30 protein-coding genes are annotated in these 25,713 nt (G+C 44.6%); all 30 read right to left on the bottom strand.

The annotated features are described in order from the left end of the window. Positions 1–6: 6 nt before the first annotated feature. Complete coding sequence (locus MWM02_RS13130; RefSeq protein WP_244402198.1) at positions 7–879, bottom strand: MinD/ParA family protein; 873 nt, start codon at positions 877–879, stop codon at positions 7–9. Continuing rightward, positions 876–2,006 carry a flagellar biosynthesis GTPase FlhF gene (flhF, locus tag MWM02_RS13135; protein ID WP_244402199.1) on the bottom strand — a complete coding sequence of 377 codons (1,131 nt, stop codon included), beginning with the start codon at positions 2,004–2,006 and terminating at the stop codon, positions 876–878. Before flhF ends, MWM02_RS13130 begins: the two co-directional genes overlap by 4 nt. Further along, on the bottom strand, positions 2,003–4,042 hold the full coding sequence (flhA, locus tag MWM02_RS13140) for a flagellar biosynthesis protein FlhA (RefSeq protein WP_064551019.1): 2,040 nt from the start codon (positions 4,040–4,042) through the stop codon (positions 2,003–2,005). Before flhA ends, flhF begins: the two co-directional genes overlap by 4 nt. A gap of 19 nt (positions 4,043–4,061) precedes the next feature. Continuing rightward, complete coding sequence (gene flhB / locus MWM02_RS13145) at positions 4,062–5,144, bottom strand: flagellar biosynthesis protein FlhB (protein WP_244402200.1); 1,083 nt, start codon at positions 5,142–5,144, stop codon at positions 4,062–4,064. Beyond that, entirely contained in the window at positions 5,145–5,918 is a 774-nt protein-coding gene (gene fliR, locus MWM02_RS13150) for a flagellar biosynthetic protein FliR (protein WP_064551021.1), read from the bottom strand. Between the two features lie 6 nt (positions 5,919–5,924). Next, positions 5,925–6,194 (bottom strand): flagellar biosynthesis protein FliQ, encoded by a 270-nt coding sequence (gene fliQ, locus MWM02_RS13155; protein ID WP_064551022.1) that lies wholly within the window; start codon positions 6,192–6,194, stop codon positions 5,925–5,927. Between the two features lie 14 nt (positions 6,195–6,208). Next, a complete protein-coding gene (fliP, locus tag MWM02_RS13160; protein ID WP_064551023.1) occupies positions 6,209–6,877 on the bottom strand; it encodes a flagellar type III secretion system pore protein FliP in 669 nt (222 codons plus the stop codon). Then, positions 6,870–7,538 (bottom strand): flagella biosynthesis regulatory protein FliZ, encoded by a 669-nt coding sequence (fliZ, locus tag MWM02_RS13165; RefSeq protein WP_064551024.1) that lies wholly within the window; start codon positions 7,536–7,538, stop codon positions 6,870–6,872. Before fliZ ends, fliP begins: the two co-directional genes overlap by 8 nt. Before the next feature lie 21 nt (positions 7,539–7,559). Then, positions 7,560–7,919: a response regulator gene (locus tag MWM02_RS13170; RefSeq protein WP_013401257.1), complete on the bottom strand. Its 360-nt coding sequence runs from the start codon at positions 7,917–7,919 to the stop codon at positions 7,560–7,562. Positions 7,920–7,941: 22 nt separating this feature from the next. Further along, the gene (fliY, locus tag MWM02_RS13175) at positions 7,942–9,117 is read right to left on the bottom strand and encodes a flagellar motor switch phosphatase FliY (protein ID WP_244402201.1); all 1,176 of its coding nucleotides are present in this window, start codon (positions 9,115–9,117) and stop codon (positions 7,942–7,944) included. Next, complete coding sequence (gene fliM / locus MWM02_RS13180) at positions 9,107–10,111, bottom strand: flagellar motor switch protein FliM (RefSeq protein ID WP_244402202.1); 1,005 nt, start codon at positions 10,109–10,111, stop codon at positions 9,107–9,109. The genes fliY and fliM overlap by 11 nt, the downstream gene beginning before the upstream one ends. 28 nt (positions 10,112–10,139) lie before the next feature. After that, positions 10,140–10,565: a flagellar basal body-associated protein FliL gene (gene fliL, locus MWM02_RS13185; protein WP_064551027.1), complete on the bottom strand. Its 426-nt coding sequence runs from the start codon at positions 10,563–10,565 to the stop codon at positions 10,140–10,142. Continuing rightward, positions 10,555–10,779: a flagellar FlbD family protein gene (locus tag MWM02_RS13190; protein WP_064551028.1), complete on the bottom strand. Its 225-nt coding sequence runs from the start codon at positions 10,777–10,779 to the stop codon at positions 10,555–10,557. The genes fliL and MWM02_RS13190 overlap by 11 nt, the downstream gene beginning before the upstream one ends. 45 nt (positions 10,780–10,824) lie before the next feature. Beyond that, on the bottom strand, positions 10,825–11,631 hold the full coding sequence (flgG, locus tag MWM02_RS13195; protein ID WP_064551029.1) for a flagellar basal body rod protein FlgG: 807 nt from the start codon (positions 11,629–11,631) through the stop codon (positions 10,825–10,827). A 20-nt stretch (positions 11,632–11,651) separates the two neighbouring features. Next, positions 11,652–12,077 carry a flagellar hook assembly protein FlgD gene (gene flgD, locus MWM02_RS13200; RefSeq protein WP_244402203.1) on the bottom strand — a complete coding sequence of 142 codons (426 nt, stop codon included), beginning with the start codon at positions 12,075–12,077 and terminating at the stop codon, positions 11,652–11,654. 11 nt (positions 12,078–12,088) lie between these two features. Continuing rightward, positions 12,089–13,408, bottom strand: coding sequence for a flagellar hook-length control protein FliK (locus MWM02_RS13205; protein ID WP_244402204.1), 1,320 nt, complete (start codon positions 13,406–13,408; stop codon positions 12,089–12,091). Beyond that, positions 13,405–14,046, bottom strand: a complete 642-nt coding sequence (locus MWM02_RS13210) for a MotE family protein (RefSeq protein WP_064551032.1) — start codon at positions 14,044–14,046, stop codon at positions 13,405–13,407. Before MWM02_RS13210 ends, MWM02_RS13205 begins: the two co-directional genes overlap by 4 nt. A 5-nt stretch (positions 14,047–14,051) precedes the next feature. Then, positions 14,052–14,495, bottom strand: a complete 444-nt coding sequence (gene fliJ / locus MWM02_RS13215; protein ID WP_064551033.1) for a flagellar export protein FliJ — start codon at positions 14,493–14,495, stop codon at positions 14,052–14,054. Positions 14,496–14,501: 6 nt separating this feature from the next. Continuing rightward, a complete protein-coding gene (gene fliI, locus MWM02_RS13220) occupies positions 14,502–15,818 on the bottom strand; it encodes a flagellar protein export ATPase FliI (RefSeq protein ID WP_081260230.1) in 1,317 nt (438 codons plus the stop codon). Beyond that, positions 15,796–16,581 carry a flagellar assembly protein FliH gene (gene fliH / locus MWM02_RS13225; protein ID WP_244402205.1) on the bottom strand — a complete coding sequence of 262 codons (786 nt, stop codon included), beginning with the start codon at positions 16,579–16,581 and terminating at the stop codon, positions 15,796–15,798. The genes fliI and fliH overlap by 23 nt, the downstream gene beginning before the upstream one ends. Beyond that, the gene (gene fliG / locus MWM02_RS13230) at positions 16,565–17,584 is read right to left on the bottom strand and encodes a flagellar motor switch protein FliG (protein ID WP_064551036.1); all 1,020 of its coding nucleotides are present in this window, start codon (positions 17,582–17,584) and stop codon (positions 16,565–16,567) included. The genes fliH and fliG overlap by 17 nt, the downstream gene beginning before the upstream one ends. Before the next feature lie 12 nt (positions 17,585–17,596). Then, positions 17,597–19,180: a flagellar basal-body MS-ring/collar protein FliF gene (fliF, locus tag MWM02_RS13235; RefSeq protein ID WP_064551037.1), complete on the bottom strand. Its 1,584-nt coding sequence runs from the start codon at positions 19,178–19,180 to the stop codon at positions 17,597–17,599. 33 nt (positions 19,181–19,213) lie between these two features. Continuing rightward, positions 19,214–19,513, bottom strand: a complete 300-nt coding sequence (gene fliE, locus MWM02_RS13240) for a flagellar hook-basal body complex protein FliE (RefSeq protein WP_064551038.1) — start codon at positions 19,511–19,513, stop codon at positions 19,214–19,216. 14 nt (positions 19,514–19,527) lie between these two features. After that, a complete protein-coding gene (gene flgC / locus MWM02_RS13245; RefSeq protein WP_244402206.1) occupies positions 19,528–19,980 on the bottom strand; it encodes a flagellar basal body rod protein FlgC in 453 nt (150 codons plus the stop codon). Positions 19,981–19,983: 3 nt separating this feature from the next. After that, complete coding sequence (gene flgB / locus MWM02_RS13250; protein ID WP_064551040.1) at positions 19,984–20,376, bottom strand: flagellar basal body rod protein FlgB; 393 nt, start codon at positions 20,374–20,376, stop codon at positions 19,984–19,986. A gap of 256 nt (positions 20,377–20,632) precedes the next feature. Beyond that, the gene (gene codY, locus MWM02_RS13255; protein WP_064551041.1) at positions 20,633–21,412 is read right to left on the bottom strand and encodes a GTP-sensing pleiotropic transcriptional regulator CodY; all 780 of its coding nucleotides are present in this window, start codon (positions 21,410–21,412) and stop codon (positions 20,633–20,635) included. 28 nt (positions 21,413–21,440) lie between these two features. Continuing rightward, the gene (hslU, locus tag MWM02_RS13260) at positions 21,441–22,886 is read right to left on the bottom strand and encodes an ATP-dependent protease ATPase subunit HslU (RefSeq protein ID WP_099458888.1); all 1,446 of its coding nucleotides are present in this window, start codon (positions 22,884–22,886) and stop codon (positions 21,441–21,443) included. Beyond that, complete coding sequence (gene hslV, locus MWM02_RS13265; RefSeq protein WP_064551043.1) at positions 22,858–23,400, bottom strand: ATP-dependent protease subunit HslV; 543 nt, start codon at positions 23,398–23,400, stop codon at positions 22,858–22,860. The genes hslU and hslV overlap by 29 nt, the downstream gene beginning before the upstream one ends. A 34-nt stretch (positions 23,401–23,434) precedes the next feature. Next, positions 23,435–24,337, bottom strand: a complete 903-nt coding sequence (gene xerC / locus MWM02_RS13270) for a tyrosine recombinase XerC (protein ID WP_244402207.1) — start codon at positions 24,335–24,337, stop codon at positions 23,435–23,437. Positions 24,338–24,377: 40 nt separating this feature from the next. Continuing rightward, positions 24,378–25,700, bottom strand: coding sequence for an FADH(2)-oxidizing methylenetetrahydrofolate--tRNA-(uracil(54)-C(5))-methyltransferase TrmFO (trmFO, locus tag MWM02_RS13275; protein ID WP_064551045.1), 1,323 nt, complete (start codon positions 25,698–25,700; stop codon positions 24,378–24,380). Positions 25,701–25,713: the final 13 nt, after the last annotated feature.

Genomic DNA, 25,713 nt, shown 5'->3' on the forward strand with positions numbered 1-25,713 from the left:
TATGCTCTACCTTTCTAAAAGAAAATGCCGCAGTCTAGCAAAGAAGTTAAACGGACGATGGACTCGTTCTTCATCAATGAACCGCGCCGACAAATAACGGTCAGTTAACATATGCATTGCGCGGCTAGCTTTGGAAACAGGATCGAACAACAAAAACGGAGTTTGCCGCACCACCGCCTTAGAGACGGAACGATCTTCCGGCAAAATGCCCAACGGAATGATATCTTTACCAAGAAACTGTTTCGCCACACGTTTCAAGCGCTGAAGCGTATCCCACCCTTCTTGCTCCGTTTGGGCCCGGTTGACGATGACATAAAACGGGACATTCTTTTCTTGCATGTGAACATATTTCATCATCGCGTATGCATCCGTAACCGCTGTCGGTTCCGGTGTCGTGACGATAAAAATCTCATGAACCGACTTTAAAAGACGGAGGCGGTCTTCGGAAATACCCGCTCCCATATCGAAAATCAAATAGTCGTATTGTTCTGAAACTGATTGTAACTGTGTCAAAAAGTAGTCGATTTTTTCATCATCCATTGTAAACACATTTGCCAGTCCCGTTCCCCCAGCAATAAACGAAATATTTTCCGGACCGTTTTTAATAAGCTCATACAACGAAAGTCGTTTGTGAAATAAATCAATGATAGTCGCGCTAGACGATTGGCCGAGCAAGATATCGATGTTTCCCATCCCAATATCCATGTCAAGCAACAATACACGAAAACCGCGTTTGGACAACGTGATCGAAAAGTTTAGCGAAACGTTCGATTTGCCGACCCCGCCTTTTCCGCTGGTGATCGCAATCGCTTTTGTTTCTCTTTGCCGTTCGCTTTGCCTACTTAATCGCAACCGTAAGCTTTCCGCTTGATCTCTCATAGTTGTTCGACTCCAAACAACATATTGATAATGTGTTCAACAGATGCTTCGACCATATCGTCGGGAACATTTTGGCCGTTTGTTAAGTAAGACGCCCCTACTTTATATTCCATCATTAAATTAAACATCGCACCGTAACGAGTTGTTTCATCCAATTTTGTAAAAATGAAGCGATCAATCGGAATGAGGGAAAACTGTTCATAAATGGCCTTCATATCGTCATATTTTGCCGTCAGCGCAAATACGAGAAATGTCTCCATTTCTTCGTCAAAATCGATAATATTTCGCAAATCTTTGACATATTGTGGATGGCGGAAATTTCGTCCTGCCGTATCAATAAGCACAACGTCGCGATCGGACAGCTTTTTCTTCGCTTCATGGAAATCTTGCAAATTATAACAAACTTCAAGCGGTACATTTAAAATTTTCGCATATGTTTTCAATTGATCGATAGCCGCAATCCGATACGTATCCGTCGTAATAAACGCAATGTTTTTTCCATGCTGCAAAACGCAGCGTGCTGCGATTTTGGCCAATGTCGTTGTTTTTCCTACCCCTGTCGGCCCGACGACATTAATATATTTTTTTTGAAAGGAGATTCCGCCGAACGGAAGCGGTGATAATTTTTCCCTCATTATTTCTTTTGCCCAAGCGAACACTTGTCTTTCCGTCGCGTTTCCGCCGTTGGTGTACCATCGTTCTAGCAAATCAGCCATGATTTCTTGCACAAACGGAACGGAAATTTCTTGTTTTACAAGCCGGTAGTGCACTTCATTCAATAGTCCTGGATATTGGGAAAAGCCGGCATTGACGTTCGTTGACAGCTGTTTTAACATTGTTTTTAACTCTTTCAGTTCATGAAGCAAATTCGCATCTTCTTTCTGCTTTTTTTCGGCAAGAAACGAGGCGGAAAATGGGGCCTCCTCCTTTTTTCTCTCCGATCTTTGGCGCGTGGGCTGCGGATCGACGGCGGCTATCACCTCAATATTTTTTTTGGTAAACAATCCAAAAAATCCGCCTTTCCGAACGACTTTTGAATTTAGAATCACCGCATCGTTTCCCAGTTCGGCGCGAATCATTTTCATCGCTTCCGGCATCGACGGTGCCACAAATTTTTTTACTTTCATTCTATATCCACCATCCCAACGCTTTGAACTTCCACATTCGCCTCAAGTTCATTGTAAGATAAAACTGGCAAGTTTGGAAAATGTCGTTCCGTCAATTGCCGCACATACATGCGCACAGCAGGGGAACAAAGCAAAATCGGCGTTTGATTCGCAAACGGATGCTGTTCAAGTTGCGCGGCAATCGCTTCGATGATCGACTGCGACAACGCCGGATCAAGCGATAAATAACTGCCGTGTTCGGTCTGTTGTACTGCATCGGCAATCGTTTTTTCAACTTTTCCCGATAACGTAATTACTTTTAGCGGTTCTCCTGGAATAACATATTGATTCGTAATTTGCCGCGCTAACGCTTGCCGCACGTATTCAGTTAATATGTCCGTATCTGTCGTCATGCGGGCAAAATCAGCCAACGTTTCAAAAATGAGCGGCAAATTTCGGATCGATACTTTTTCTTTTAATAGTTTCGCTAGCACCTTCTGTACTTCGCCGATCGAAAGCGGGTTCGGGGTCACTTCTTCCACTAATACCGGATACGATTCTTTTAAATGATCAACAAGCTGTTTCGTTTCCTGACGCCCTAACAGTTCATGAGCATGCGCTTTTAACACTTCTGTAATATGCGTGGAAACGACGGACGGCGGGTCAACAACGGTATAGCCCAACATTTCCGCCCGATCTTTCATATCTTCAGAAATCCATTTTGCTGGAAGTCCAAACGCCGGCTCCACCGTATCGATCCCTTCAATGGAATTGTCTTCGATTCCTGGGCTCATTGCTAAATAATGATCTAAGAGCAACTCGCCGCGCGCTACTTCATTCCCTTTAATTTTCAAGCGATACTCATTAGGCTGAAGTTGAATATTATCGCGGATGCGGACGACCGGAATAACCAACCCCAGCTCTAGGGCGAGCTGCCGGCGGATCATGACAATCCGATCAAGCAAATCGCCGCCTTGGTTCGCATCGGCTAGCGGAATTAAGGCATAGCCAAACTCAAACTCAATCGGATCGACATTAAGCAGATGAATGACACTTTCAGGACTTTTCAATTCATCCATTTCCGTCTCTTCCGTTTCTTCTTGCGAAGGCGCCGCTTCCTGACGGGCCGCTTGTGCGGCAAAACGATATCCGCCAAGCGCAAGCAAGCCGGCGATTGGAACCGTAAGCACATCATTAATCGGCGTGAGCAAACCTAATAAGAAAATCGTTCCTGCTGTTACATACAGCATTTTCGGAAACGCAAACAGCTGCTTCATAATATCGCCGCCGAGATTGCTATCCGATGCAGCTCTTGTCACGACAATTCCTGTAGCTGTTGAGATTAATAATGCGGGAATTTGGCTGACGATTCCATCGCCAACGGTTAAAAGCGTGTAGCGCTGTGCCGCTTCAGATATGTCAAGACCTTGTTGAACGACGCCAATCACCATGCCAAATAGCATGTTAATGACGACAATCACCATTCCGGCAATCGCATCGCCTTTGACAAATTTGCTTGCCCCATCCATCGCCCCGTAAAAGTCCGCTTCTTGGGCGATTTTTTCGCGGCGCTGCCGCGCTTCTTGCTCTGAAATCATTCCGGCATTTAAATCCGCGTCAATGCTCATTTGCTTCCCCGGCATTGCATCGAGCGTAAAGCGTGCCGCCACTTCTGATACGCGTTCAGCGCCTCTTGTAATGACGACAAATTGAATAATAATTAAAATCAAAAACACGACGAAGCCGACGACGACGTTGCCGCCAACAACAAACGTCCCGAACGTTTCGACGACTCCTCCCGCTTCTCCTTTGCTTAAAATCGAACGAGTCGTAGAAACGTTTAACCCCAGCCGAAATAGTGTAAGGAGCAATAAAAGGGACGGAAAAATCGAAAACTGCAGCGGCTCTTTCATATTCATCGACGTAAGGAGAACCAGCAGCGCAAGCGAAATATTGATAATGATCAGCACGCTCAATAGCCATGACGGTAGTGGTATAATCAGCATTGCCACAATTAAGACAACCATCAATAACACTGATAAATCTCTTGCTTGCATACATGTTCTCTCCCTACTGCTAGACTTTTCGCTTCAAGCGGTACACGTACGCTAAAATTTCCGCTACCGCTTTAAAAAACTCTTCCGGAATCATATCGCCTACTTCCGTTTGCCGGTAAAGCGCCTGGGCAAGCGGACGATTTTCTACCGTCACGACATCATGCTCTTTCGCAAGTTGCTTGATTTTTATAGCAACGTAATCGACGCCCTTTGCGACGACAATCGGCGCATCCATTTTTCCGTCTTCATATTTTAGCGCCACTGCATAGTGCGTCGGGTTCGTGATGACGACGTCGGCTTTCGGCACCTCTTGCATCATCCGCCTCATCGCCATTTCCCGCTGCTTTTGCTTAATTCTAGACTTAATTAATGGGTCTCCTTCTGTTTTTTTGTATTCGTCTTTAATATCTTGTTTTGACATTCGGATATTTTTCTCAAATTCAAAACGCTGATATAAATAATCGAAAATGGCGAGAAACAACAGGGAAAAAGAAGCATAAAGCCCCATTTTTACCGTTAAACTAGCTAATGCGCTTAATGTCGCTCCCAACGATTTCGTCGTTAGCGACAAAATATGATCAAGCTGAAACCATAGCAAAGCAAACGTAACAAGCCCGACAACGCTAATTTTTAAAAGCGATTTTAGCAGTTCGACGAGCGCACGCAGCGATATCATCCGCTTAAACCCTTGAATGGGATCAAGCCTAGTCCAGTTTATTTTCAGCGGTTCTGCCGTAAACAAAAATCCTACTTGCAAAAAATTGGCCAAACAAGCGGCGGCCACTGCCGCGAGAAAAATCGGCGCGACAATCATCGCTACATTTTTTAACAATGTGAGAAAAATGCGGTGAACCGAATCAACGGTTAGATCCACGAGCGTATATTGTTCAAACGATTGATGCATTAATCGCAAAAACAGCTCTTTATAATGAGTGCCGGAGAAGTGCAAAACGAGAAAAACAACGAGCATGACAAGCGCCGTGTTAACGTCGGCGCTTTTGGCAACTTGCCCTTTTCCGCGAACTTCTTGCCGCTTTCGCGGAGTCGCTTTCTCCGTTTTTTCGCCGGCAAAAAATTGCAAATCAAGGCGCAATTCGCTCATTTACGGTCCCCCTAAAAGCTTCATCAGCTCACGCATCGACAAAAACATCGTATCGAACAAGTGGCGGACAGCGATAAACATCGCTGCCATCGTTACAATTAGCAATATAAACCCCACCGCAATTTTCACCGGAAACCCGACGACGAAAATATTGAGCTGTGGGACTGTCCGCGCCATAATTCCAAGCGCAACATCGACTAAAAATAAACAGCCGACAAGCGGGACCGACATTTGAAAAGCAATGGCAAACATCGCGCTAAACGATTGAACGACGTATTCGGCGACATGGCCGTGATCCAAACGCGGCCAATGGTCAAGCGGAATAAACCGATAGCTGTAAAACACTCCGTCGAGCAAAAGATGGTGTCCATTTACAGAAAGCAACAGCAACAAAGCAAACGTGTAAAAATATTGCCCCATCAACGGGTTTTGCGCGCCTGTCTGCGGGTCGATGACGTTTGCGATGGCAAATCCCATTTGAAAGTCGATCAGCCCGCCGACGATTTGAATCGCCGATATGATCATATAGGCAAATAAGCCAATGCAAAGGCCAACGAGCACTTCTTTGACCACAAGCAGCACATACGTTTCGTCTAAAGCGACCGTCGGTTTAGAAATGGCAAAAAACATCATCCAACTTAGAAAAAACGATAGTCCGATTTTATGCGCCATTGGAATCGTTCGATACGAAAACAGCGGCAATGTCGCAAAAAAGGAAGCGACCCGCGCAAAAACGAGCAAAAACGCCGGAAAATGTAATAATAATTGCTCCATCACTCATCAGCCTATATATTTTGTTAAATTGTTCAAAATCTCATATGCATATGACACCATTTTCGTCAACATCCACGGCCCGAAAAAAACAAGCCCGACTAACACTGCGACGATTTTCGGTACAAATGCGAGCGTCTGCTCTTGAATTTGCGTCGTCGCCTGGAAAATGCTAATAATCAGTCCAACGGCAAGGGACAACAAGAGAAGCGGACCGCACACCATTAAAACTACATATACTCCTTGCTCCGCCACACGAATGACAAAATCGGCGCTCATATTTGCCACCTACTTTATTGAAAGCTTTCTAACAGCGATTTCACGACTAAATACCATCCATCGACAAGAACAAATAGCAAAATTTTAAACGGCAATGAAATCATCACAGGCGGCAGCATCATCATTCCCATCGACATCAACACGCTCGCGACAATCATATCAATGACAAGAAACGGAATAAAAATCATAAACCCCATTTGAAATGCCGTTTTTATTTCGCTAATCGCAAACGCCGGAACAAGCGTTGACAGCGGAATATCTTGCACAGTTTTCGGCTTTTCCGCGCCGCTATATGATAAAAACAATGCCAAATCTTTTTGCCGCGTATGCTTGCTCATAAACTCTTTTATCGGCACAGAAGCGCGTTCATACGCTTGCTCCAAATTAATTTTTTCCGAAAACAACGGTTGTAGCGCCTGATCGTTTATTTCTTTAAAAGTTGGCGCCATAATGAAAAATGTTAAAAACATCGCTAAACCGATCAATACTTGGTTTGGCGGCGTTTGCTGCGTTCCAAGCGATGTGCGGACAAACGATAAAACGATAATAATGCGCGTAAAGCACGTCATCATAATTAAAATGCCAGGAGCGATGGACAATACGGTTAACAGCAGCAGCAGCTTCACGGATGTAGAAACATTTTCAGGAGCGACTTGATTAAACATTTGCACAAATTCATTCATCGGATGCCGTTCCTTTCTGTTCAATCTGCTTCAATAGTTCTTTACGCTTCATTGACAGCTCCTGCATTTGTCTTGTGAACATCTCGCGAAACTCATCATGGCGATCGTCTGTCTGTTTTCGTTTCGCTGTGAAATAACCGCGCATGCGGGCTCCCCATTTACCCGGTTCCAACATTTGCTGCAATCGTTCATTATGCATCGCTAAAATTTCGTTTATTTCTTGCTCATCGTCGATTTCCCGCAATAATTGAATCGATTCGCCAACACCGATCACAAGAATGTGATTTCCCACTTTTACCAATTGGACTGAACGATTGCTGCCAACGCTTGTCCCGCCAAGATGTTCAATGACTCCTTTTTTTCCGGAAAACAACTGGCCTTGACGATGGAGAAATTTTAGCAATCCGTAAATGAGCAAAAGCACAAACGCCGTTGCGCCAATGAGTTTGATGGCATCCCAAACGGAAAAAGGCGACGTTTGCTCATCCGGCGTTGGCGCAACTTCGTTTTTATGTGAATCAGCCGGCTGCTCGCACAAGTCAGGATGCTTTAAGCATTCTTCCACGGTCGGCGATTGCTCCGCAAAAACAGGAAATCCTGGTTGCGCAGCAATCGCGACAACGATGCAGAAAAACAACGGAATGATTCGTGACTGTAGCAAACTCGCTCCACCTCTTACACTTTATCCAAGCGTTTTATTGATCGCCTCAATGACACGGTCAGCTTGGAACGGTTTGACGACAAAATCTTTTGCACCTGCTTGAATGGCGTCAATGACCATTGCCTGCTGCCCCATCGCCGAACACATAATGACTTTTGCATTGCTATCAATTTTTTTAATTTCTTTCAATGCAGTAATACCGTCCATCTCCGGCATCGTAATGTCCATCGTGACGATATCGGGACGAGTTTCTTTATACTTTTCAATCGCTTGCAAGCCATCGGCTGCTTCCGCTACTACTTCATGCCCATTTTTTGTTAAAATATCCTTGATCATCATTCTCATAAACGCAGCATCGTCGACAACCAATATTCTTGCCATTGTCTACTAACCTCCTAAACAATTATTTTAGCCTTTTTAAGCGATCGCTTTGACTAATAATATCTGTAACGCGCACGCCAAAATTTTCATCGATCACAACAACTTCCCCTTTAGCGATAAGCTTATTGTTTACTAATATATCAACAGGTTCTCCAGCCAATTTGTCCAATTCGATAATCGAGCCTGATGATAAATGCAAAATTTCTTGAACAGAACGTTTCGTACGGCCGAGTTCAACGGTGACTTGAAGCGGAACGTCAAGGAGAAGCGATAAGTTTTTCACTTCCGTATCCACCGATGGAGACGGCTCAAATTCAGCAAAATCAACCGATTGAATTTGCCGTTCTCCTGCTCTAGCGTTCGCTCCAAAACGATTTGTCGTTTCACGCGCCGCCGTTTTGGAGGGTTCGTAAGATGGCTGGGCTCCGATTGTTTCAGCAGTTACAGACGGTTGGGAGACTGCCGCCTCTTGCGCAGCAGTTTCTTTTCCCGCTTCTGCCGCGCTGTTGGAAGAATTTGTTTCACCATTGGAATGAAGCAGCTGTTGCACAAGCTCTTTCGCAAAATCAATGGGCAATAGCTGCATAATGTTCGAATCAATTAAATCGCCAATTTTCAAGCGAAAGGAAACTTTAATAAGTATATCTTCGTCCGGCAAATATTCGATTCCTTTTTTTTCTTTTATGTCCAACAGGTGAACGGTCGGGGGAGAAATATCGACACGTTTGCCGAAAATGGTGGACATCGACGTCGCCGCTGACCCCATCATTTGGTTCATCGCTTCCTGCACAGCGCTTAATTGAATTTCTCCCAATTCACCCGCTGTATTCGTCCCATCACCGCCCAGCATCAAGTCCGCGATAATAGCCGCGTCTTCTTGCTTAATGACGAGCAAATTCGTCCCTAAAAATCCATCCGTATAATTGACTTGAATCGCCACGTACGGCTGCGGAAATTCGCTGTCAATGTTTTTTCTTTGAATGATCGAGACGCTTGGCGTTGTAATCTCCACTTTTTGATTTAACAACACCGACAGCGCCGTTGCCGAACTTCCAAACGAAATGTTGCCAACCTCCCCAAGCGCGTCTCGCTCGAGCGGCGACAATACCTCATCCAGCTGGGGAATATCGTCATTTTCGTCTGTCCCGCGCAACAGCGCATCGATTTCATCTTGGGATAGCATATCATCATTCATCATCGTAATTTTCTTCCCCCTTAAACGTGTCTAAAATTTGCACCGCCAACCTTTTATTTTTTCTGCCTGGCTGACCAATAAATTTTGGAATGTTCCCGACTTTGACAAGAAGCGGCTGCTGAATGGACTGATCGAGCTCGATCACATCGCCGACTTCCAGCTGCAAAAATTCTTGAATGGTGATAGTGGACGTGCCAAGTTCGGCGATAATCGGGAGTTTCGCGAAGCGAATTCGCCGTTCCAGCGCTTCTGTTTCTTCCGGCGAACTCTCTTTTTTTTGCGCCTGCATCCAATAATGGACAGAAAGCTTTGGCATAACCGGCTCTAGTACAATATAAGGAATGCAAATATTCATCATTCCGCTCGTCTCACCGATTTGTGTGTTCAGCGAAATCACAACAACCGTATCATTCGGAGAGATCATTTGCAAAAACTGCGGATTTACTTCAAAATTTGTGAAAACAGGATCAATTTCCGCCACTGATTCCCATGCGTCGCGCAAATTGGAAAAAGCTTTATCAAATAAATTGGACATAATCCGCGTTTCAATTTCCGTTAAATTATCGACTTTGTTCACACTCGTTCCACTTCCACCCATCACGCGATCAAGCATCGCATAGGCGACGTTTGGATTCACTTCCACTAATATATGTCCATTCAGCGGCGGAACTTCAAAGACGTTTAAAAACGTCAATTTCGGAAGGGAACGAATAAACTCTTCATACGGTATTTGATCGGCCGACGCCACCGATATTTGCACGTATGTACGCAATTGCGCCGCGAAAAAAGTAGTCAATAATCTTGCAAAATTCTCGTGAATGCGCGTTAAACTGCGGATTTGATCCTTTGAAAAGCGAAGCGCCCGCTTAAAGTCATACACTTTGACACGTTTTCCTTCTTCTTCCTTTTTCAATTCTTCCGCGCTTATTTCCCCCGTAGACAATGCGGCCAACAACGCGTCGATTTCGCTTTGCGATAATACTTCGCCAGTCGTCATGATCGTTGTTCCCTCCTAACGGTACAAACTATTGGAGGACAAAGGAGGTAATGTATACTTGCTCCACTTTTCCATTTTGCATAATTTGATTAATTTGCTGTTTTAAACGCTCTTCAAAGGAAGTCATCCCTTTTTTTCCTTTAAAACTTTCTGCTTTCATTTCAGAAAGTTCTTCGATAATAATATTTTTAATTTGAAAGTCGCGTTTTTCCGCTTCTTCTTTCCCTTCTTTGCTATTTGTTTGAATCTTAAAGGAAATTTTCACATATCTTCCGTCTGCTAAATTCGTCGTTATTTCAGGGATGTCAATCGAACTTTCGACAATTTCATCGGCGCTTGGCGCGCTTTCGCCTTTTGCTCCCGTCAGTTTCAGCACAGCAATTAAAGCGATCGCACCGATGAGTGCAATAACCACTAGGATGATTAGCATCGTTTTGATTAGGTTACCTTTCACTTTCTGATCCTCCTAAGCCTTCCGGTAAGCGCAGCACCGCAATTTGCCGGTAGAAGTCGCTTACCAACGCGATAACGTCTTGCACTGATTCGCGTACGACAAATTTTTTTCCATTCGTTAATGTAATCGTTGTATCCGGAAATGCTTCGACTTGTTCAATATAAATGGCATTTAATACAAACTTTTTTCCGTTTAGCCGCGTTAACGTAATCATGGATGCGCAGGGCACTAGCCGGCGGCTAGTACCCTCCCCCCTTTACTATTTCTTCAAGTTGACAAGCTCTTGCAAAATTTCATCGGATGTTGTAATAATGCGCGTATTCGCTTGGAAACCGCGCTGCGCGACGATCATTTCCGTAAACTCTTCGGCAAGGTCGACGTTGGACATTTCAAGAGCGCCGGCGACGATCGTGCCAATGCCATTAGCGCCAGGATCACCTATATTTGCTGCTCCAGAGTTGGCTGTCGGTCTGAAAAGGTTGTCCCCCACCTTTTCTAACCCTTCATTATTAGAAAATTTTGCTAGTTGGATTTTACCTGCCGTCTGTAATTGTCCGTTTGCATCTACGTAGCTGACGGTTCCATCCGTCCCGATACTAACGCTTTGCGCAGTTACAGGAATTCCGATGCGTCCGCTTGTACCAAGTAAATAGCGTCCGTCAGCACTGACGATATATCTGTTAGTACCATCTCCAGCATCTAAGTAAAAATTACCTGCTCTTGTGTATAATCGATTGGTTCCATTTGCATCTTCTAGGACGAAAAATCCGTCGCCAGAAATCGCCAAATCTAGCGGGCGCCCTGTCGGTTGCGTGCTTCCTTGCGTATGGACGGTATCAATGGCTGCTAGCTGCATTCCTAAACCAACTTGCTTCGGGTTTACTCCGCCACGATTTGCTGTCGGGCCGCTTGCCCCCGCGATTTGCTGGCTCACTAAATCTTTAAAAATCGTTCTTCCTTTTTTAAATCCATACGTATTGACATTGGCGATGTTGTTTCCGATGACATCCAACTTTACTTGGAAGTTTTTCATCGCGCTAATTCCCGAATACATGGAACGAAGCATTGCAATCCTCTCCCTTTCATTTATTTAGATTCTACTTTCATAACAAGGCTCGCATCGATTGTTGCGCCGTTATCCAATTCTAGAAAAATTTGATTATCTTTTTGCGACACCGATTTCACGATCCCGCTTTTCGTGTTTCCCTCTTCTTGCCAATACACATTTTTGCCGATCCATTCACTGTAGCGAAGCAGCGCTTGATTATTTTGCGTTTGCATCAACTGCTCGAACATGCTTGAAATATTGATCATTTGTTCTAGAGTAGAAAAATTGGCCATTTGCGCGATAAACTCTTTATCTTCCATCGGGTTTAACGGATCTTGGTTTTGCAATTGGGCAAGCAAAATTTTCAAAAAATCGTCTTTTCCTAATATTTGATTTCCGGTTTTCCGTTCGGGCGGATTATAATTCTCCAACAGCAAGCTTGGATCAATTCCATTTGTTGTCACGGCTTCCCCTCCTACACTTCCGTATCGATTATTTCTGTCATAAACTTGTCATGGAAAGATTGTTTCTTTGCTTTTTCTTCCTTTCGCTGCTGGCGCTCCTTTTGTTCATGTCCGCGTTCTTCTTGATAAAATGCAGGCATGTAGCGATCTTGCGCCAATGCGTTCCACTTTTCAACCGTTATATTTTCCGTTGACAAAGCGTGATAAAGCTGCGGCAAATTTGCATCCAAAAGCTCTTTTGCCGAATCTGTCGATGCAATCAGCTTTGCCGTCAACATTCCATGTTCCCGCATAATTTTGACGGTCAATGTTCCTAAATGTTCGGGATAAAGGCGAATGACAAGTTGTGCATTTCCATTTTGGAAACGAGTAAACCGGCTTGATTGGATAATATTTGTTAATTGTTGGAGAAATGAGCCATTGGCTTTTTTGTCAACAACAATAACCGGCGCGTTCTCTTGTGATACAACGGTATTTCCGTTTGGCAACGACACATTAAACAACGTCATGCCGCTATTTTTCTGTTTTTCTATGTTTTCAGCATCCGCTACATTGCCCAACGACAAATCAAAGCTTTTACTGAAAACGGACGGAGATGAAGGCAAAAACCGATTTTGCAACATCCCTGTTTTAATACTGTTACTAGAAACTTTTGCGCTTTTTTCTTCTTGTCTATTCAATCTCTCCAGCGTTTCTCGCAAAAGCGTTTGTATATCGATGATCTGTTCTTTTCTTTCTGACCCGTTTTGCAGCAAAGGATGCATATCAGCATCAAGAAAAGAGTACAAACGAGATGATGACTCGCCATTAATCACATTGCTTATTTGTTCTGTGAGTGCGTGTTTGTCTATTTGCTTGATAAACTGGACAAACGCGTCGCTATCAAAAAGGGAAAGCAAGCGTGACGGCAATTCATCATTAATAACGTTGCTTACTTGTTTCATGAGCATGTCTTTGTCCATTTGCCTGATGAACCGCGCCATCGCTTCATTATTTGCAACAGCTTGCCCTATTGGGCGGCTAGGAAAAGCAGAAGAATCATCCATCTGATTCGCCTCTTGCATGTTGTTCCATATGAAAAGGAGAAAAAGAAGCCATTCCTCTATCGCCATTTGGCCTGTTGCATCTTCCTGTTGTTTCGATGGCTCGGAAACACTCCCACGAGAAACGAGAACGTTTCCTTCCTCATTTTTTGTATTCGTTCCCATGATCGTTAGCAGCTGCTGGAACGGACTTGTTTCTCCGTTTCCCGCCGCTGATTTCGCGGCCGCTTCTTTTGGCGGTCCTACCATTTGTTGAATGAACGGTTGATAGCTAGTCCCAATTTTCACCTTGCCGCCTCCTCAACGGGTGGATTTTCTTTAGCGCGTTGTGCTAGCATCGATGTGTATTTTGCCGCATCATCAGGTGACATGTTTTCTAAAATCGCCGCCGCTTTCTCGCTGTCTAATGAGGATAAGATCGCCAACACTTCGCTTTCAGGCATTTTGGCCAAAATCATTGCAGCGTTTTTCTCCGACATCGTTTCATACATTCGCGCAACGTCTTCCATCGTTGGTGCTGGTGCTTGCGCATTGGCTCCTCCTGCCGTTTCAGCGGCTGATAATTCCTCGTGTAAGCTGTCGACTTCTGTTTTTAGATCATCTACTTCCTGCTGTTTCGTGGCTAGTTCATTTTCCAATTTTTTGATTTCTTTCTGCTGTTTCGCGATGATTTTGTTTTTCTCTTCGATTGTTTTTCCGAATTCTTTTTTCCATTCGCTCTTGGCTTTTTGCACATCTACATATTGTGAAACAACCGGAATGTCTTTGCTATGCTTTTTCACCGCGTCAAAAACGTTGATCCCGGCAATTGCCATAATGACAAAGGCCAACGCTGCCGCAAACAATGTTGGAATGACGATGATAAACAAAAACCATTGGAGTTTGCTTCCTTTTTTTTCTTTCTCCATTTCTTGATTTTCTGCCATCTCTCCTAATCTCCCCGATGCACAAAACGTTGAATCGAAATTTCGTCCATCCATTTGTTTTCTGCAATTCTTTCCGCATCAACAACAGCTTGCATATATTTTTCTTTCATTTTTTCAAATTTTTTCACTTCTATATTAAGCTCTGTTAATTTTATTTGCTTGCGCTGCATTTGTTCCCTTGCTTGCATGACCAGAAGCTGATAATGGCGGATCGTCCGTTCAAGATTGGAAATAAACTGCTGGAAATGACGAATTTCTTGAATCGGCAATCCTGCTTGAAGTTTTTGTTTATGCATTTCTTCGTATTGTTCCTTTTGCTTAAGAAAATGGTATAATTTTTCCGCCACTTCCTGAAAACGCTGCACAGCTTCGGTGTATTCTCCCACTGCTTGCTTTTTCTCGTTTTCTTTCATTGTTAAAACTTTTTGCAACTTAAACACGTATCCCATCGTTTTTCACCCTGTATGCATTAAATGAATGAGCGTCTCAATACTTTCATCTTTTGTCACTTTCTCATCAATATCTTGTTTGCAAAAAGAAATGATTTCTGGGTAATAGCGAATCGCTTCATCAATTTCTTTTGACGATCCCCGCTTGTACGCCCCGATATTGATTAAGTCTTCCGAATTAATATAAGTGGATAGAAGCTGACGGAGCTTATCCGCCGCTTGCCGGTGCTCTGGAGAAATAATGTGATTCATCACGCGGCTGACGCTTTTTAATACGTTAATCGCCGGATACTGCCCTTTATTGGCCAAACTGCGTTCAAGGACGAAATGTCCGTCCAAAATGCCGCGCACTGTATCGGCGATCGGCTCGTTCATATCGTCGCCGTCGACAAGCACCGTATAAAACGCGGTGATCGTACCGTAAGCGTTCGTTCCTGTGCGTTCCAGCAGTTTCGGCAATATCGCAAACACGGACGGTGTATATCCTTTTGTTGTCGGCGGCTCGCCGATCGCCAGTCCAATTTCCCGCTGTGCCATCGCAACGCGCGTGACCGAGTCCATCATAAACATGACATCCATCCCTTGGTCGCGGAAATACTCGGCAATCGCCGTGGCGGTGTATGCTCCTTTTACCCGCATCAGCGCTGGCTGATCGGAAGTCGCAACAACAACGATGGAGCGCGCCAAACCTTCGGGGCCGAGGTCTCGTTCGATGAATTCACGAACTTCGCGCCCACGCTCACCGATCAACGCGATAACGTTGATGTCTGCGTTCGTATGGCGTGCAATCATTCCCATCAATGTGCTTTTTCCAACTCCTGAACCAGCGAAAATTCCGACACGCTGCCCTTTGCCAACCGTCAGCAAACTGTCAATGACGCGCACGCCAACTTCGATCGGTTCGCTGATCGGCGGTCTTGCGAGTGGATTAGGTGGATTGCGCTCAATCGAAATTGGCTGCAATCCTTTCGACAACGGACTGCCATCGAGAGGATAGCCGAGCGGATCAAGCACTTTTCCGATTAGTGGAAAACCAACGCGAATTTGTAACGGTTTTCCAGTCGCTTCGACGATGCATCCCGGTGAAATATGTTGAACGGTAGAAAACGGCATTAACAATACATGCTGCTCTTTAAATCCAACGACTTCTGCTGCAATCCTTTGTTTTTGCTTTCCGCTTCCGGTATGAATATAGCAAATATCGCCGACCGAGCTTTCCGGTCCTTTCGCTTCAATCATTAAACCAATAACCCGCGAAACTTTGCCAAACCGTTTATATGAATCAATCGTATCGATTTCGTCAAGAAGAGTTTGCCAATTCAGCGGACATTCCCTCCTTCATCCGTTCGAACAGCTTTTCTTTTATTTGCTCTAGCTGCGTATCAACGCTTGCGTCGATGCGACCGAACGGAGTTTCAATGATGCAACTATGTTCTTCCAGCTGTTCATCTGGATGAATGAACACATCCGCTTCATGATGAAATAACGCTTTTAGCTCTTCTTTTCGCCTCACGATCGTTTCATAAGAAAGCGGATGAACGTAAATCGTCACTTCTGATTGTTCGCGAACTTCTTTTATCGCCCGTTTTACTAGTGATAAAAAATTATCGTGATTTTCCGCCAATTTTTCACCAATAATGCGCTCCGCAACTTTTATTCCGATGCGGAGGACCGTCTCAGCCGATGCGTTGATTTGTTCGTAAAATTGAACATTCGCGGCCTCCGTAATGTGCCGAGCCTGTTCAATCAGCTCACGGTAACGATGTAGCGCTTCTTCTTTCCCTTGCTGAAATCCGTCTTTATACCCTTCTTCGCGCGCTGATTGAATGAGCTGCTCCTTTTCGATTTGCCACGCTTCCCGTTCTTTTTGCAATTGCTGTTGAATCGATTCATAATATTGTTCCGCTTCCCGCTTGATTTGTTCTGCCTCATGTTTGGCATGTTCAATCGCCGCTTCATGATTTTTTTGCTGCTCGTCTGGCGCGGTTGGCTGCTCAAAAACAAAGCGTTTAATTTCGATCATTTTTTTGCCAGCGCGATTGGTTTCCGTAAATGGCGCTTTAATGACGTTAGACAATAATATCATCTCCCCCACCGCGAGCAATCACAATTTCTCCCGCTTCTTCCAAGCGGCGAATCACCGAGACAATCCGTGACTGCGCCTCTTCAACATCACGTAGCCGAACAGGTCCGGTGAATTCCATCTCTTCTTTCAATGTCTCTGCCATGCGCGTTGACATGTTGCGAAACACCACTTCTTTTACTTCGTCGCTTGCTACTTTGAGCGCTAACACTAAATCGTTGTTGTCGACTTCGCGAATCACGCGCTGAATCGAGCGATTATCAAGAGTGACAATATCTTCGAAGACAAACATCCGTTTTTTGATTTCTTCCGCAAGTTCAGGATCTTGAATTTCAAGGGCATCGAGAATCGTACGTTCCGTGCTGCGGTCAACCTGATTTAACACTTCAACAACGGTTTCAACACCGCCAGTTTGTGTATAATCTTGCACAACCGTTGCCGATAGTTTTCGTTCCAAAATTTGCTCCACTTCATTAATGATCTCAGGCGATGTGCTATCCATTAACGCGATGCGTCTGGCGATATCCGCCTGCATTTCTTGCGGTAAAGCCGATAAAATTTGCCCTGCTTGCGCCGGTTCCAGATAAGAAAGGATAAGGGCAATCGTCTGCGGATGTTCGTTTTGAATAAAGTTTAATATTTGCGCAGGATCAGCTTTACGGGCGAAATCGAACGGTCGCACCATCAAGGCGGACGTTAGCCGGTTGATAATATTCATCGCTTTCTCCGGACCGAGCGCTTTTTCAAGCACTTCCTTTGCATAGGCGATTCCGCCTTGTTCGATATAATCTTGCGCCAGCGCGATTTGATGAAATTCTTCCATCACTTCTTCTTTTTCATCTGCTCCCACTTGACGCATTCGCGAAATTTCTAAAGTTAGCTTTTCAATTTCTTCTTCCGATAAATGTTTATAAACGGAGGCGGATACATCTGGGCCAAGGGAAATAAGAAGGATCGCCGCTTTTTGTCTCCCCGTCAGCCCGCTTTGTTTTCCCTGTTTTTCCATTTTCCGTTCCTCCTACTCTTCCGATAGCCATGTTCGCAACAGCTTTGCAAATTCATCCGGCTTTTCTTTTGCTAATTTTTCTAACTGTTTGCGACGCATAGTCGATTCTGTTTCTTGCTCTTCGTGAATATCCGGAATTTCTTGAACCGTTGGCTGCTCCAAAATTTCTTCCTCTTCTTCCTCATCATCCTTGCGTCCGCGCCACCATAAGATGAGCAATGCGATAAGAAGAACGAGGCCGATTCCGCCAACGATATACACCCACATTGGAATCGCAGGTTTCGGTTCCTCAAATTTCGCTTTTCCGTTAAACTTTTGTACAGACACGACGACGCGATTTTGAATATCCTGATCGGTTAATGTTTGACCATATTGTTTGTCAATCGACGTTCTGACAATCGTTCCTAATATTTTTTGAATATCGTCGATCGTTTGCTGCGGCAGAGAGTTTGGATCTTTCGGATCCGGCGGCTCCACCATCACTTGGATGCCTAAATCACGAATTTTATATGGACTTTCGACGATATGCTTTTTAATCCGATTCACTTCGTTATTGATCGTTTCCTCGGTCCGCTCATAATTTCCATTTGCTCCGTTTGCCCCAGCCTGATAGCTTGGCACTTCGTTTGTCCCTGTGCCAACTGTGCCGCCTGGTGGCACACCATTTCCAGAGTAAGTTTCTTTAATGCGCTGCACGCTGACGGCAATGCCTTCGTTATTTTTCTCATCAACTGGAGCAACAAGGTTTTCTTCTCGTTTTTCTTGCGTAAAATCAATATCAGCTGTCACCGAAACAGCTACTTTATCTTGTCCCATCATCGTTCCCAACATTCGCTGCACTTGCTGTTGAATGTCGCGCTCAATTTGTTTTTTCATTTCCTGCTGTGCGGCAAACGTTGTGCCTGTCGAATTTTTTTCATCATTTTTCAGATCAAAATACTCAAAAAACTGGTTCATAATGACGATATTATCTGTAGGAAGGTTAGGAACACTTTTGGAAACGAGATGATATAGCGCCTTGATTTGCTGGTCACTAAATTGGTATCCCGGTTTCGTTTTCAGCACGATCGATGCTGAAGCTTCCCCTTGATCATCGGACGCAAACACGCTCGGCTGTGGAAGATTAATCATTACTTTGGCGTCTTCCACGCCGTCAATGCTTTTAATTAAATTTGCCAGTTCGTTTTGCATTGCCTCGAGTTTGACGACATTAAACTCATTATCCGTCATTCCGAAGCTTGCGTTTTTCCCAAAGAAAGAATAGTCGATCACGCCGCTATTCGGAATTCCTTCCGCCGCTAACTCAACTTTCAACGAATCTGCCAACTCTTTCGGCACTTTAATCGTCGTGCCGTTATCGGCTACTTCCGATTTAATTTTCCGCTGATCGAGCGTCGCTTTAATTTGCCCCGCTTCCTGCGGCGTTAAGTTGCTATATAGCGGCACCATTTCCGTCCTTGTCACAAAAAATACGGTAGCGCCGATAATCATCAGGAGAAGGGCAAGGCTAGCAATAGCGATCCATTTTTGTTTTTTTGTTCTTTCTTTCCAAAATAAAGTAAATCGATTTAGCCATTTTTTTAGTTTGTCGTTCATACTATTCCCCCGATTATTTCACAGTCGATATTGCTATATTTGCATTCGCATCATTTCTTGATACGCTTCAATCACTTTGTTGCGCACTTCCAACGCAAGCTGCAAAGAAATGCTTGCTTTTTGCGCCGCAATCATTACTTGATGCAAATCGACATTTTCGCCTTTCACCAATTTTTCCGTCAGCTGATCAGCCTGTATTTGTTGCTCGTTTACTTTATTTAGCGCGTCTTTTAAAAAGGCGGAGAACTCCTTTTGCGCATCAGCCGGTTTTACCGCTTGTGAAACCGCATTTGCCGTCCCTGAAAACAATGAGCGATCAATTCCTTGTATCATTGCTCATATCTCCTTTATTTTCCAATTTCTAATGCTTTCATTAACATTCCTTTTGTTGCGTTAAAAACAGTGACATTTGCTTCATATGACCGCGTAGCGCTCATTAAATCGACCATTTCCTTCAACGGATCGACGTTAGGAAGGCGGACATATCCGTTGCGGTCCGCGTCAGGATGAGAAGGATCGTAAACAAGTTTGAAAGGAGTTTGATCTTCGACAATTTTTGTGACTTGGACCCCGTCGCCAACAGAAGCGCGGCCGTTCATTGCAGCCTGCAAATATGTAGAAAACCCTTCCTGACGTGGCTCCATGACGACCAATTTGCGCCGGTACGGCTCCCATTGTCCATTGACAAATCGAGCGCGCGTCGTATCAACGTTAGCCATATTGGAGGAAACCACATCCATGCGCAACCGCTGTGCCGTAAGCGCAGATGCCGTTATATCTAAATTTTGGAAAATAGACATTCGTTATTTTCCTCCCTTAATTACTGTCTTTAACGTTGTGAATTTTCCGTTAAGTCGCTCGATTAAAGCGTTGTAATAAATTTGATTTTCTGCTAAATCTGCCATTTCTTTATCAATATCGACATTATTTCCATTATGATTGTATACTACATCCGTCCTTGCCGTCACGAGAAATTCATTTGGTATTTGATGACGAAACGGCAAATGCTTTGGATGCGTTCGTTTCGCTTCCAACGGCTGAAGCGCACGATCCAATTCCGTCCTAAACCGAACGTCTTTCGCCTTGTAATTAGGCGTATCTACGTTGGCAATATTGTTGGCGATCACTTTTTCTCTTAATGCCGCATAATCAAGCCCTTGCTCAAGCATCGTAATGGTACGTGAGAACAATGTCAAAAGTATCCCCTCTTTTATCCCATTTTTCGACAATATATTGCTATTACCATTTTACGAGAATGAAAAAATGTTGTATAGACGGAAGATTGTACTATTTTTTATTACTAAATAGAGAAAAAAAAGACGAAAATAGGGAAAAAAAGACGAATTTTGTTTATATTTGTCATTTTTATGCGCATGCTGACCAAACAATCATATAAAAAACCGGCCTAAAAGCAGATTCACTTTTAGGCCGGTTTTCTTTTATTAACGATGATTAACTGGATTTCAATTTTTCTAATTCTGTCAAAAATTTATCATTTAACACTTTAATATACGTCCCTTTCATACCGAGCGAACGTGACTCAATTACGCCAGCGCTTTCTAGCTTGCGAAGAGCGTTTACGATAACGGAACGAGTAATGCCGACACGATCGGCAATTTTGCTTGCGACAAGCAACCCTTCTGTGCCGTCGAGTTCTTCAAAAATATGTTCAATTGCTTCTAGTTCGCTGTAAGAAAGGGAGCTAATCGCCATTTGCACAACCGCTTTGTTGCGCGCTTCTTCTTCAATTTCCTCCGCTTTTTCGCGCAAAATTTCCATCCCGACAACGGTTGCACCATACTCAGCTAAAATGAGATCGTCATCGTTAAATTCGCGATCCAACCGCGACAAAATTAACGTCCCGAGCCGTTCGCCGCCACCATTGATCGGTACGATCGTCGTCAAGCCGGTTTTAAACAAGTCACGATTTTCCACTGGAAATGCGGTATATTCGCTATTAATATCAATATTAGGGGATGTTTCTGTAATGTTAAATAAACTTTTCGTATACTCTTCTGGAAATTGCCGCTCTTCTAACATTTTTTTCATTCGTTCATTTTCAATCGATTGCTTAATCGCAAAACCAAGCAATTTGCCGCGGCGACTCAAGACGAATACGTTCGCCTCGATCACTTCGCAAAGTGTCTCCGCCATTTCTTTAAAGTTTACTGGTTTTCCTGCCGCTCTTTGCAGCATTGCGTTAATCGTTCTTGTCTTTTGTAATAAATTCATAGGTTCATTCTCCTCCTCATTTAATTTGTTACAAAATGAATTCACTTAAATTTTTGTTTTTGACAATGTCACCTAATTTTTGTTCGACATACTGCGGCGTAATGACGACTTTGTCTAACGTAATATCGGGAGCTTCAAACAATAAATCTTCAAGCAGCTTTTCCATGATCGTATGAAGCCGTCTTGCCCCGATATTATCGGTCGTCTGATTCACTTCAAAAGCGACTTCAGCAATCTTACGAATAGCATCGTCAGAAAATTCAAGATTTATACCTTCCGTCGCCAAAAGTGCCTGATATTGTTTAATCAGCGCATTATTAGGCTCTACTAATATTTTTACGAAATCGTCGACCGAAAGTTTCGTTAATTCGACGCGAATCGGAAAACGTCCTTGAAGCTCTGGAATTAAGTCGGACGGCTTCGCCATATGAAACGCGCCAGCGGCGATAAACAATATATGATCTGTCTTCACGGGGCCGTATTTCGTCATCACCGTCGATCCTTCGACAATCGGCAAAATATCGCGCTGCACCCCTTCTCGCGATACATCTGCTGAAGAAGTAACTTGCCCGCTGCGCGCGATTTTATCGATTTCATCGATAAAAATGATGCCGGATTGTTCGGCAAGACGTATCGCTTCTTGCGTCACCTCATCCATGTCGATTAACTTTTGCGCTTCCTCATTCGTAAGCACTTTGCGCGCTTCACTTACTTTCAATTTGCGCTTTTTGCGGCGCTTCGGAATGAGGCTGTTCAACGCGTCTTGCATGTTCATCCCCATTTGCTCAATGCCGGCGCCTTGTAAAAAATCAAAAAACATCGGCTGTTGTTCTTCCACTTCTATCGTGACAATTTCATCTTCCAGCTGGCCGTTTGCAAGCTGCCAGGCAACTTGTCTTCGTCTTTGTTCAATGTGCTCGTCCTCGTGCGCTTGATTTGTGTCTTGCTGCGACGTTTGTACTCCTCCAAATAATAGTTCAAAAGGGTTTTTCATCGTTTGTTTTTGCTTTCCCGGCACTAACAGCTCAACGAGCCGTTTATTTGCCTGCTGTTCGGCGCGATCTTTCACTTCGTTCATTTTCCGCTCTTTTACCATTCGAACGGACGTTTCCACAAGATCGCGCACCATCGACTCCACATCGCGGCCAACATATCCGACTTCCGTAAACTTTGTCGCCTCCACTTTTACAAACGGAGCGCCGACCAACTTCGCCAGCCGTCTGGCAATTTCTGTTTTCCCGACCCCCGTCGGACCGATCATCAAAATGTTTTTCGGAACCACTTCATCCCGCAGTTTTTCATCAAGCAAACTGCGGCGATAACGGTTTCTCAGGGCAATCGCAACCGCTTTTTTCGCTTCCTTTTGTCCGACGATAAATTGGTCAAGCTTTTCAACGATTTGCCGAGGTGTTAAAGCTTCAGACACCGCTGTTCCCTCCTCTCCTTTACAATTCTTCCACAATAATATGGCCATTCGTATACACACAAATATTCGCGGCTATTTCTAACGCCGCTTTCGCGATTTCTTTCGCCGATAGCTGGTCTCCCGCGTACTGTTTTAACGCGCGCCCTGCCGCCAGCGCGTAATTCCCGCCGGAACCGATCGCTAACATCCCGTCATCGGGTTCAATCACTTCGCCCGTTCCTGATATGAGAAGCAAATGGCGTTCATCCATCACGATCAGCATCGCCTCTAGGCGGCGCAACACTTTATCGCTGCGCCATTCCTTTGCCAATTCGACAGCGGCGCGCGGCAAGTTTCCGTTAAATTCTTCGAGTTTGCCTTCAAACATTTCAAACAATGTAAACGCATCTGCGACCGCCCCAGCAAACCCCGCCAGCACTTTTCCTTGAAACAATCTCCGTACTTTTTTGGCCGTATGTTTCATCACAACCGCATTTCCAAACGTCACTTGACCGTCCCCTGCCATCGCCGCTTTTCCATTATGATGAATCGCAAAAATCGTCGTCGCATGGAACTGTTCCATCGCTCCCCAGCCTCCTTTCCACTAGTGACGGCATTTATGCTCGCGGATGCGTATGCAAATAAATATGGCGCAACCGGTCTTTCGTTACATGCGTATACACTTGCGTAGACGAAAGATGCGCATGCCCGAGCAGTTCTTGAACCGCGCGCATATCGGCTCCTTCATTTAGCAAGTGTGTCGCAAACGTGTGTCTTAGCACGTGCGGGCTAACATGTTGAGTCAGCGCCGCTTTTTTTACTATTTCATCCAAAATATAACGCACCCCTCGAGGCGTTAACGGATTGCCGCGGGCGTTGACAAACAAATACGCATGGGCGGCTCTTGCGTTTTGCAAAAGCTCGCGCCGTCCATGGCGAATGTAGCGCTCCAACGCTTCTTTGGCAAAGCGGCCAAACGGGACATAGCGCTGTTTATTTCCTTTGCCATGAATTAAAATGGTGGAACTCGAAAAATCGATATCGGAAAGTTGAATGTGACAACATTCACTAACACGGACACCCGTCGCATAAAGAAGTTCGAGAATCGCTTGGTTACGCTGTCCGATCGCTGTATTCACATCATTGACATGAAAAAGGCTTTCTAATTCCTGCTCATATAAAAAATTAGGAATTTTTTGTTCTTTTTTCGGAAGCGCCGCAAGTGCAAACGGATTTTCCGATACTTTTTTTTCCCGCAGCAAAAACTTATAGAAGCTTCGCAAACTGGAAATTTTCCGCGAAACGGAACGACTTGACTGTTTTTGCTCATACAGCTTCGTCAAATAAAGGCGAACATCGCTATACGTTACTTCATCCAACTCGTGAATCCCTTGTTCATTCATAAACTCAAAAAATTGTTCGATATCTCGTTGGTAACACACAATAGTATATTGTGAATAATTTTTTTCAATTTGTAAATATTCTATGAACGATTGTAACGCAATTTTCGAATTTTCCATTTTTCACACCTCACAAGGGCTACTAAATAGTAACATATAATTAGCAGCCCTTGCAATCACTTTTTATAAAATTCTGAATTGTGCTCAATGCGCGTTGAGCGTAACGTTCGTTGCGCTGCTGCTTATCTTTAATTTTTTCCTCAAGCGGGGCAAATAAACCGAAATTGGCATTCATCGGTTGAAAATGATTCGGATTCGCCGACGTAATATAATGTGCCATGCTGCCGATCGCCGTTTCACGAGGAAAAACAACGAGATCTTGCCCCAATACGAGACGCGCAGCATTAATGCCAGCGACAAGCCCTGATGCCGCCGATTCGACATAACCTTCCACACCGGTCATTTGCCCGGCAAAAAATAAATCATCGCGTTCTTTATATTGATACGTCGGACGTAATAATTTTGGGGAGTTGATAAACGTATTGCGATGCATCACCCCGTAGCGGACAATTTCCGCGTTTTCGAGCCCAGGAATCAAGCGAATTACTTCCTTTTGCGGCCCCCATTTCAAATGTGTTTGGAATCCGACAATGTTGTAAAGCGTGCCCGCTGCGTTGTCCTGACGGAGCTGGACCACCGCGTATGGCCGCTTTCCTGTGCGCGGGTCTTCCAAGCCGACCGGCTTCATCGGACCGAAAAGAAGCGTCTGTTTTCCGCGCCGCGCCATTACTTCAATCGGCATGCAGCCTTCAAAATAAATTTCCTTTTCAAATTCTTTTAACGGCACTGTTTCCGCCGAAATAAGCGCTTCATAAAAACGGTCGAACTCTTCTTCGGTCATTGGGCAGTTGATGTAGGCGGCTTCCCCTTTGTCATAGCGCGATTTGACATACACTTTGTCCATATTAATACTGTCTTTTTCAACAATCGGAGCGGCGGCATCGTAAAAGTACAAATATTCTTCTCCTGTCAGTTCCTTGAGCCGCTCCGATAGTGCCGGCGACGTCAGCGGCCCTGTCGCGATAATGGTCGGGCCGTCAGGGATGTCAGTAACTTCTTCGCGAATGACCGTTACGTTTGGATGACCTTGCACCAAATTGGTGACGCGCGCAGCAAACTCATGCCGGTCTACAGCAAGCGCGCTCCCTGCCGGAACCGAACATTCATCCGCTGCTTTCATAATGACGGAATTCAAGCGCCGCATTTCTTCCTTTAACACCCCGACCGCGTTCGTCAATGAATTAGCGCGCAACGAGTTGCTGCAAACAAGCTCGGCAAATTGATCCGTATGGTGGGCAGGCGTTTGCTTTATCGGTCTCATTTCATAAAGGCGGACATGGATGCCGCGGTTCGCGAGCTGCCATGCCGCCTCGCTTCCCGCTAAGCCAGCGCCAACGACATTTACCGTTCGTTCGTTCACCATATATTCCTCCTTG

The organism is Parageobacillus sp. KH3-4, assembly GCF_022846435.1.
GTDB classification, from domain to species: domain Bacteria; phylum Bacillota; class Bacilli; order Bacillales; family Anoxybacillaceae; genus Parageobacillus; species Parageobacillus thermoglucosidasius_A.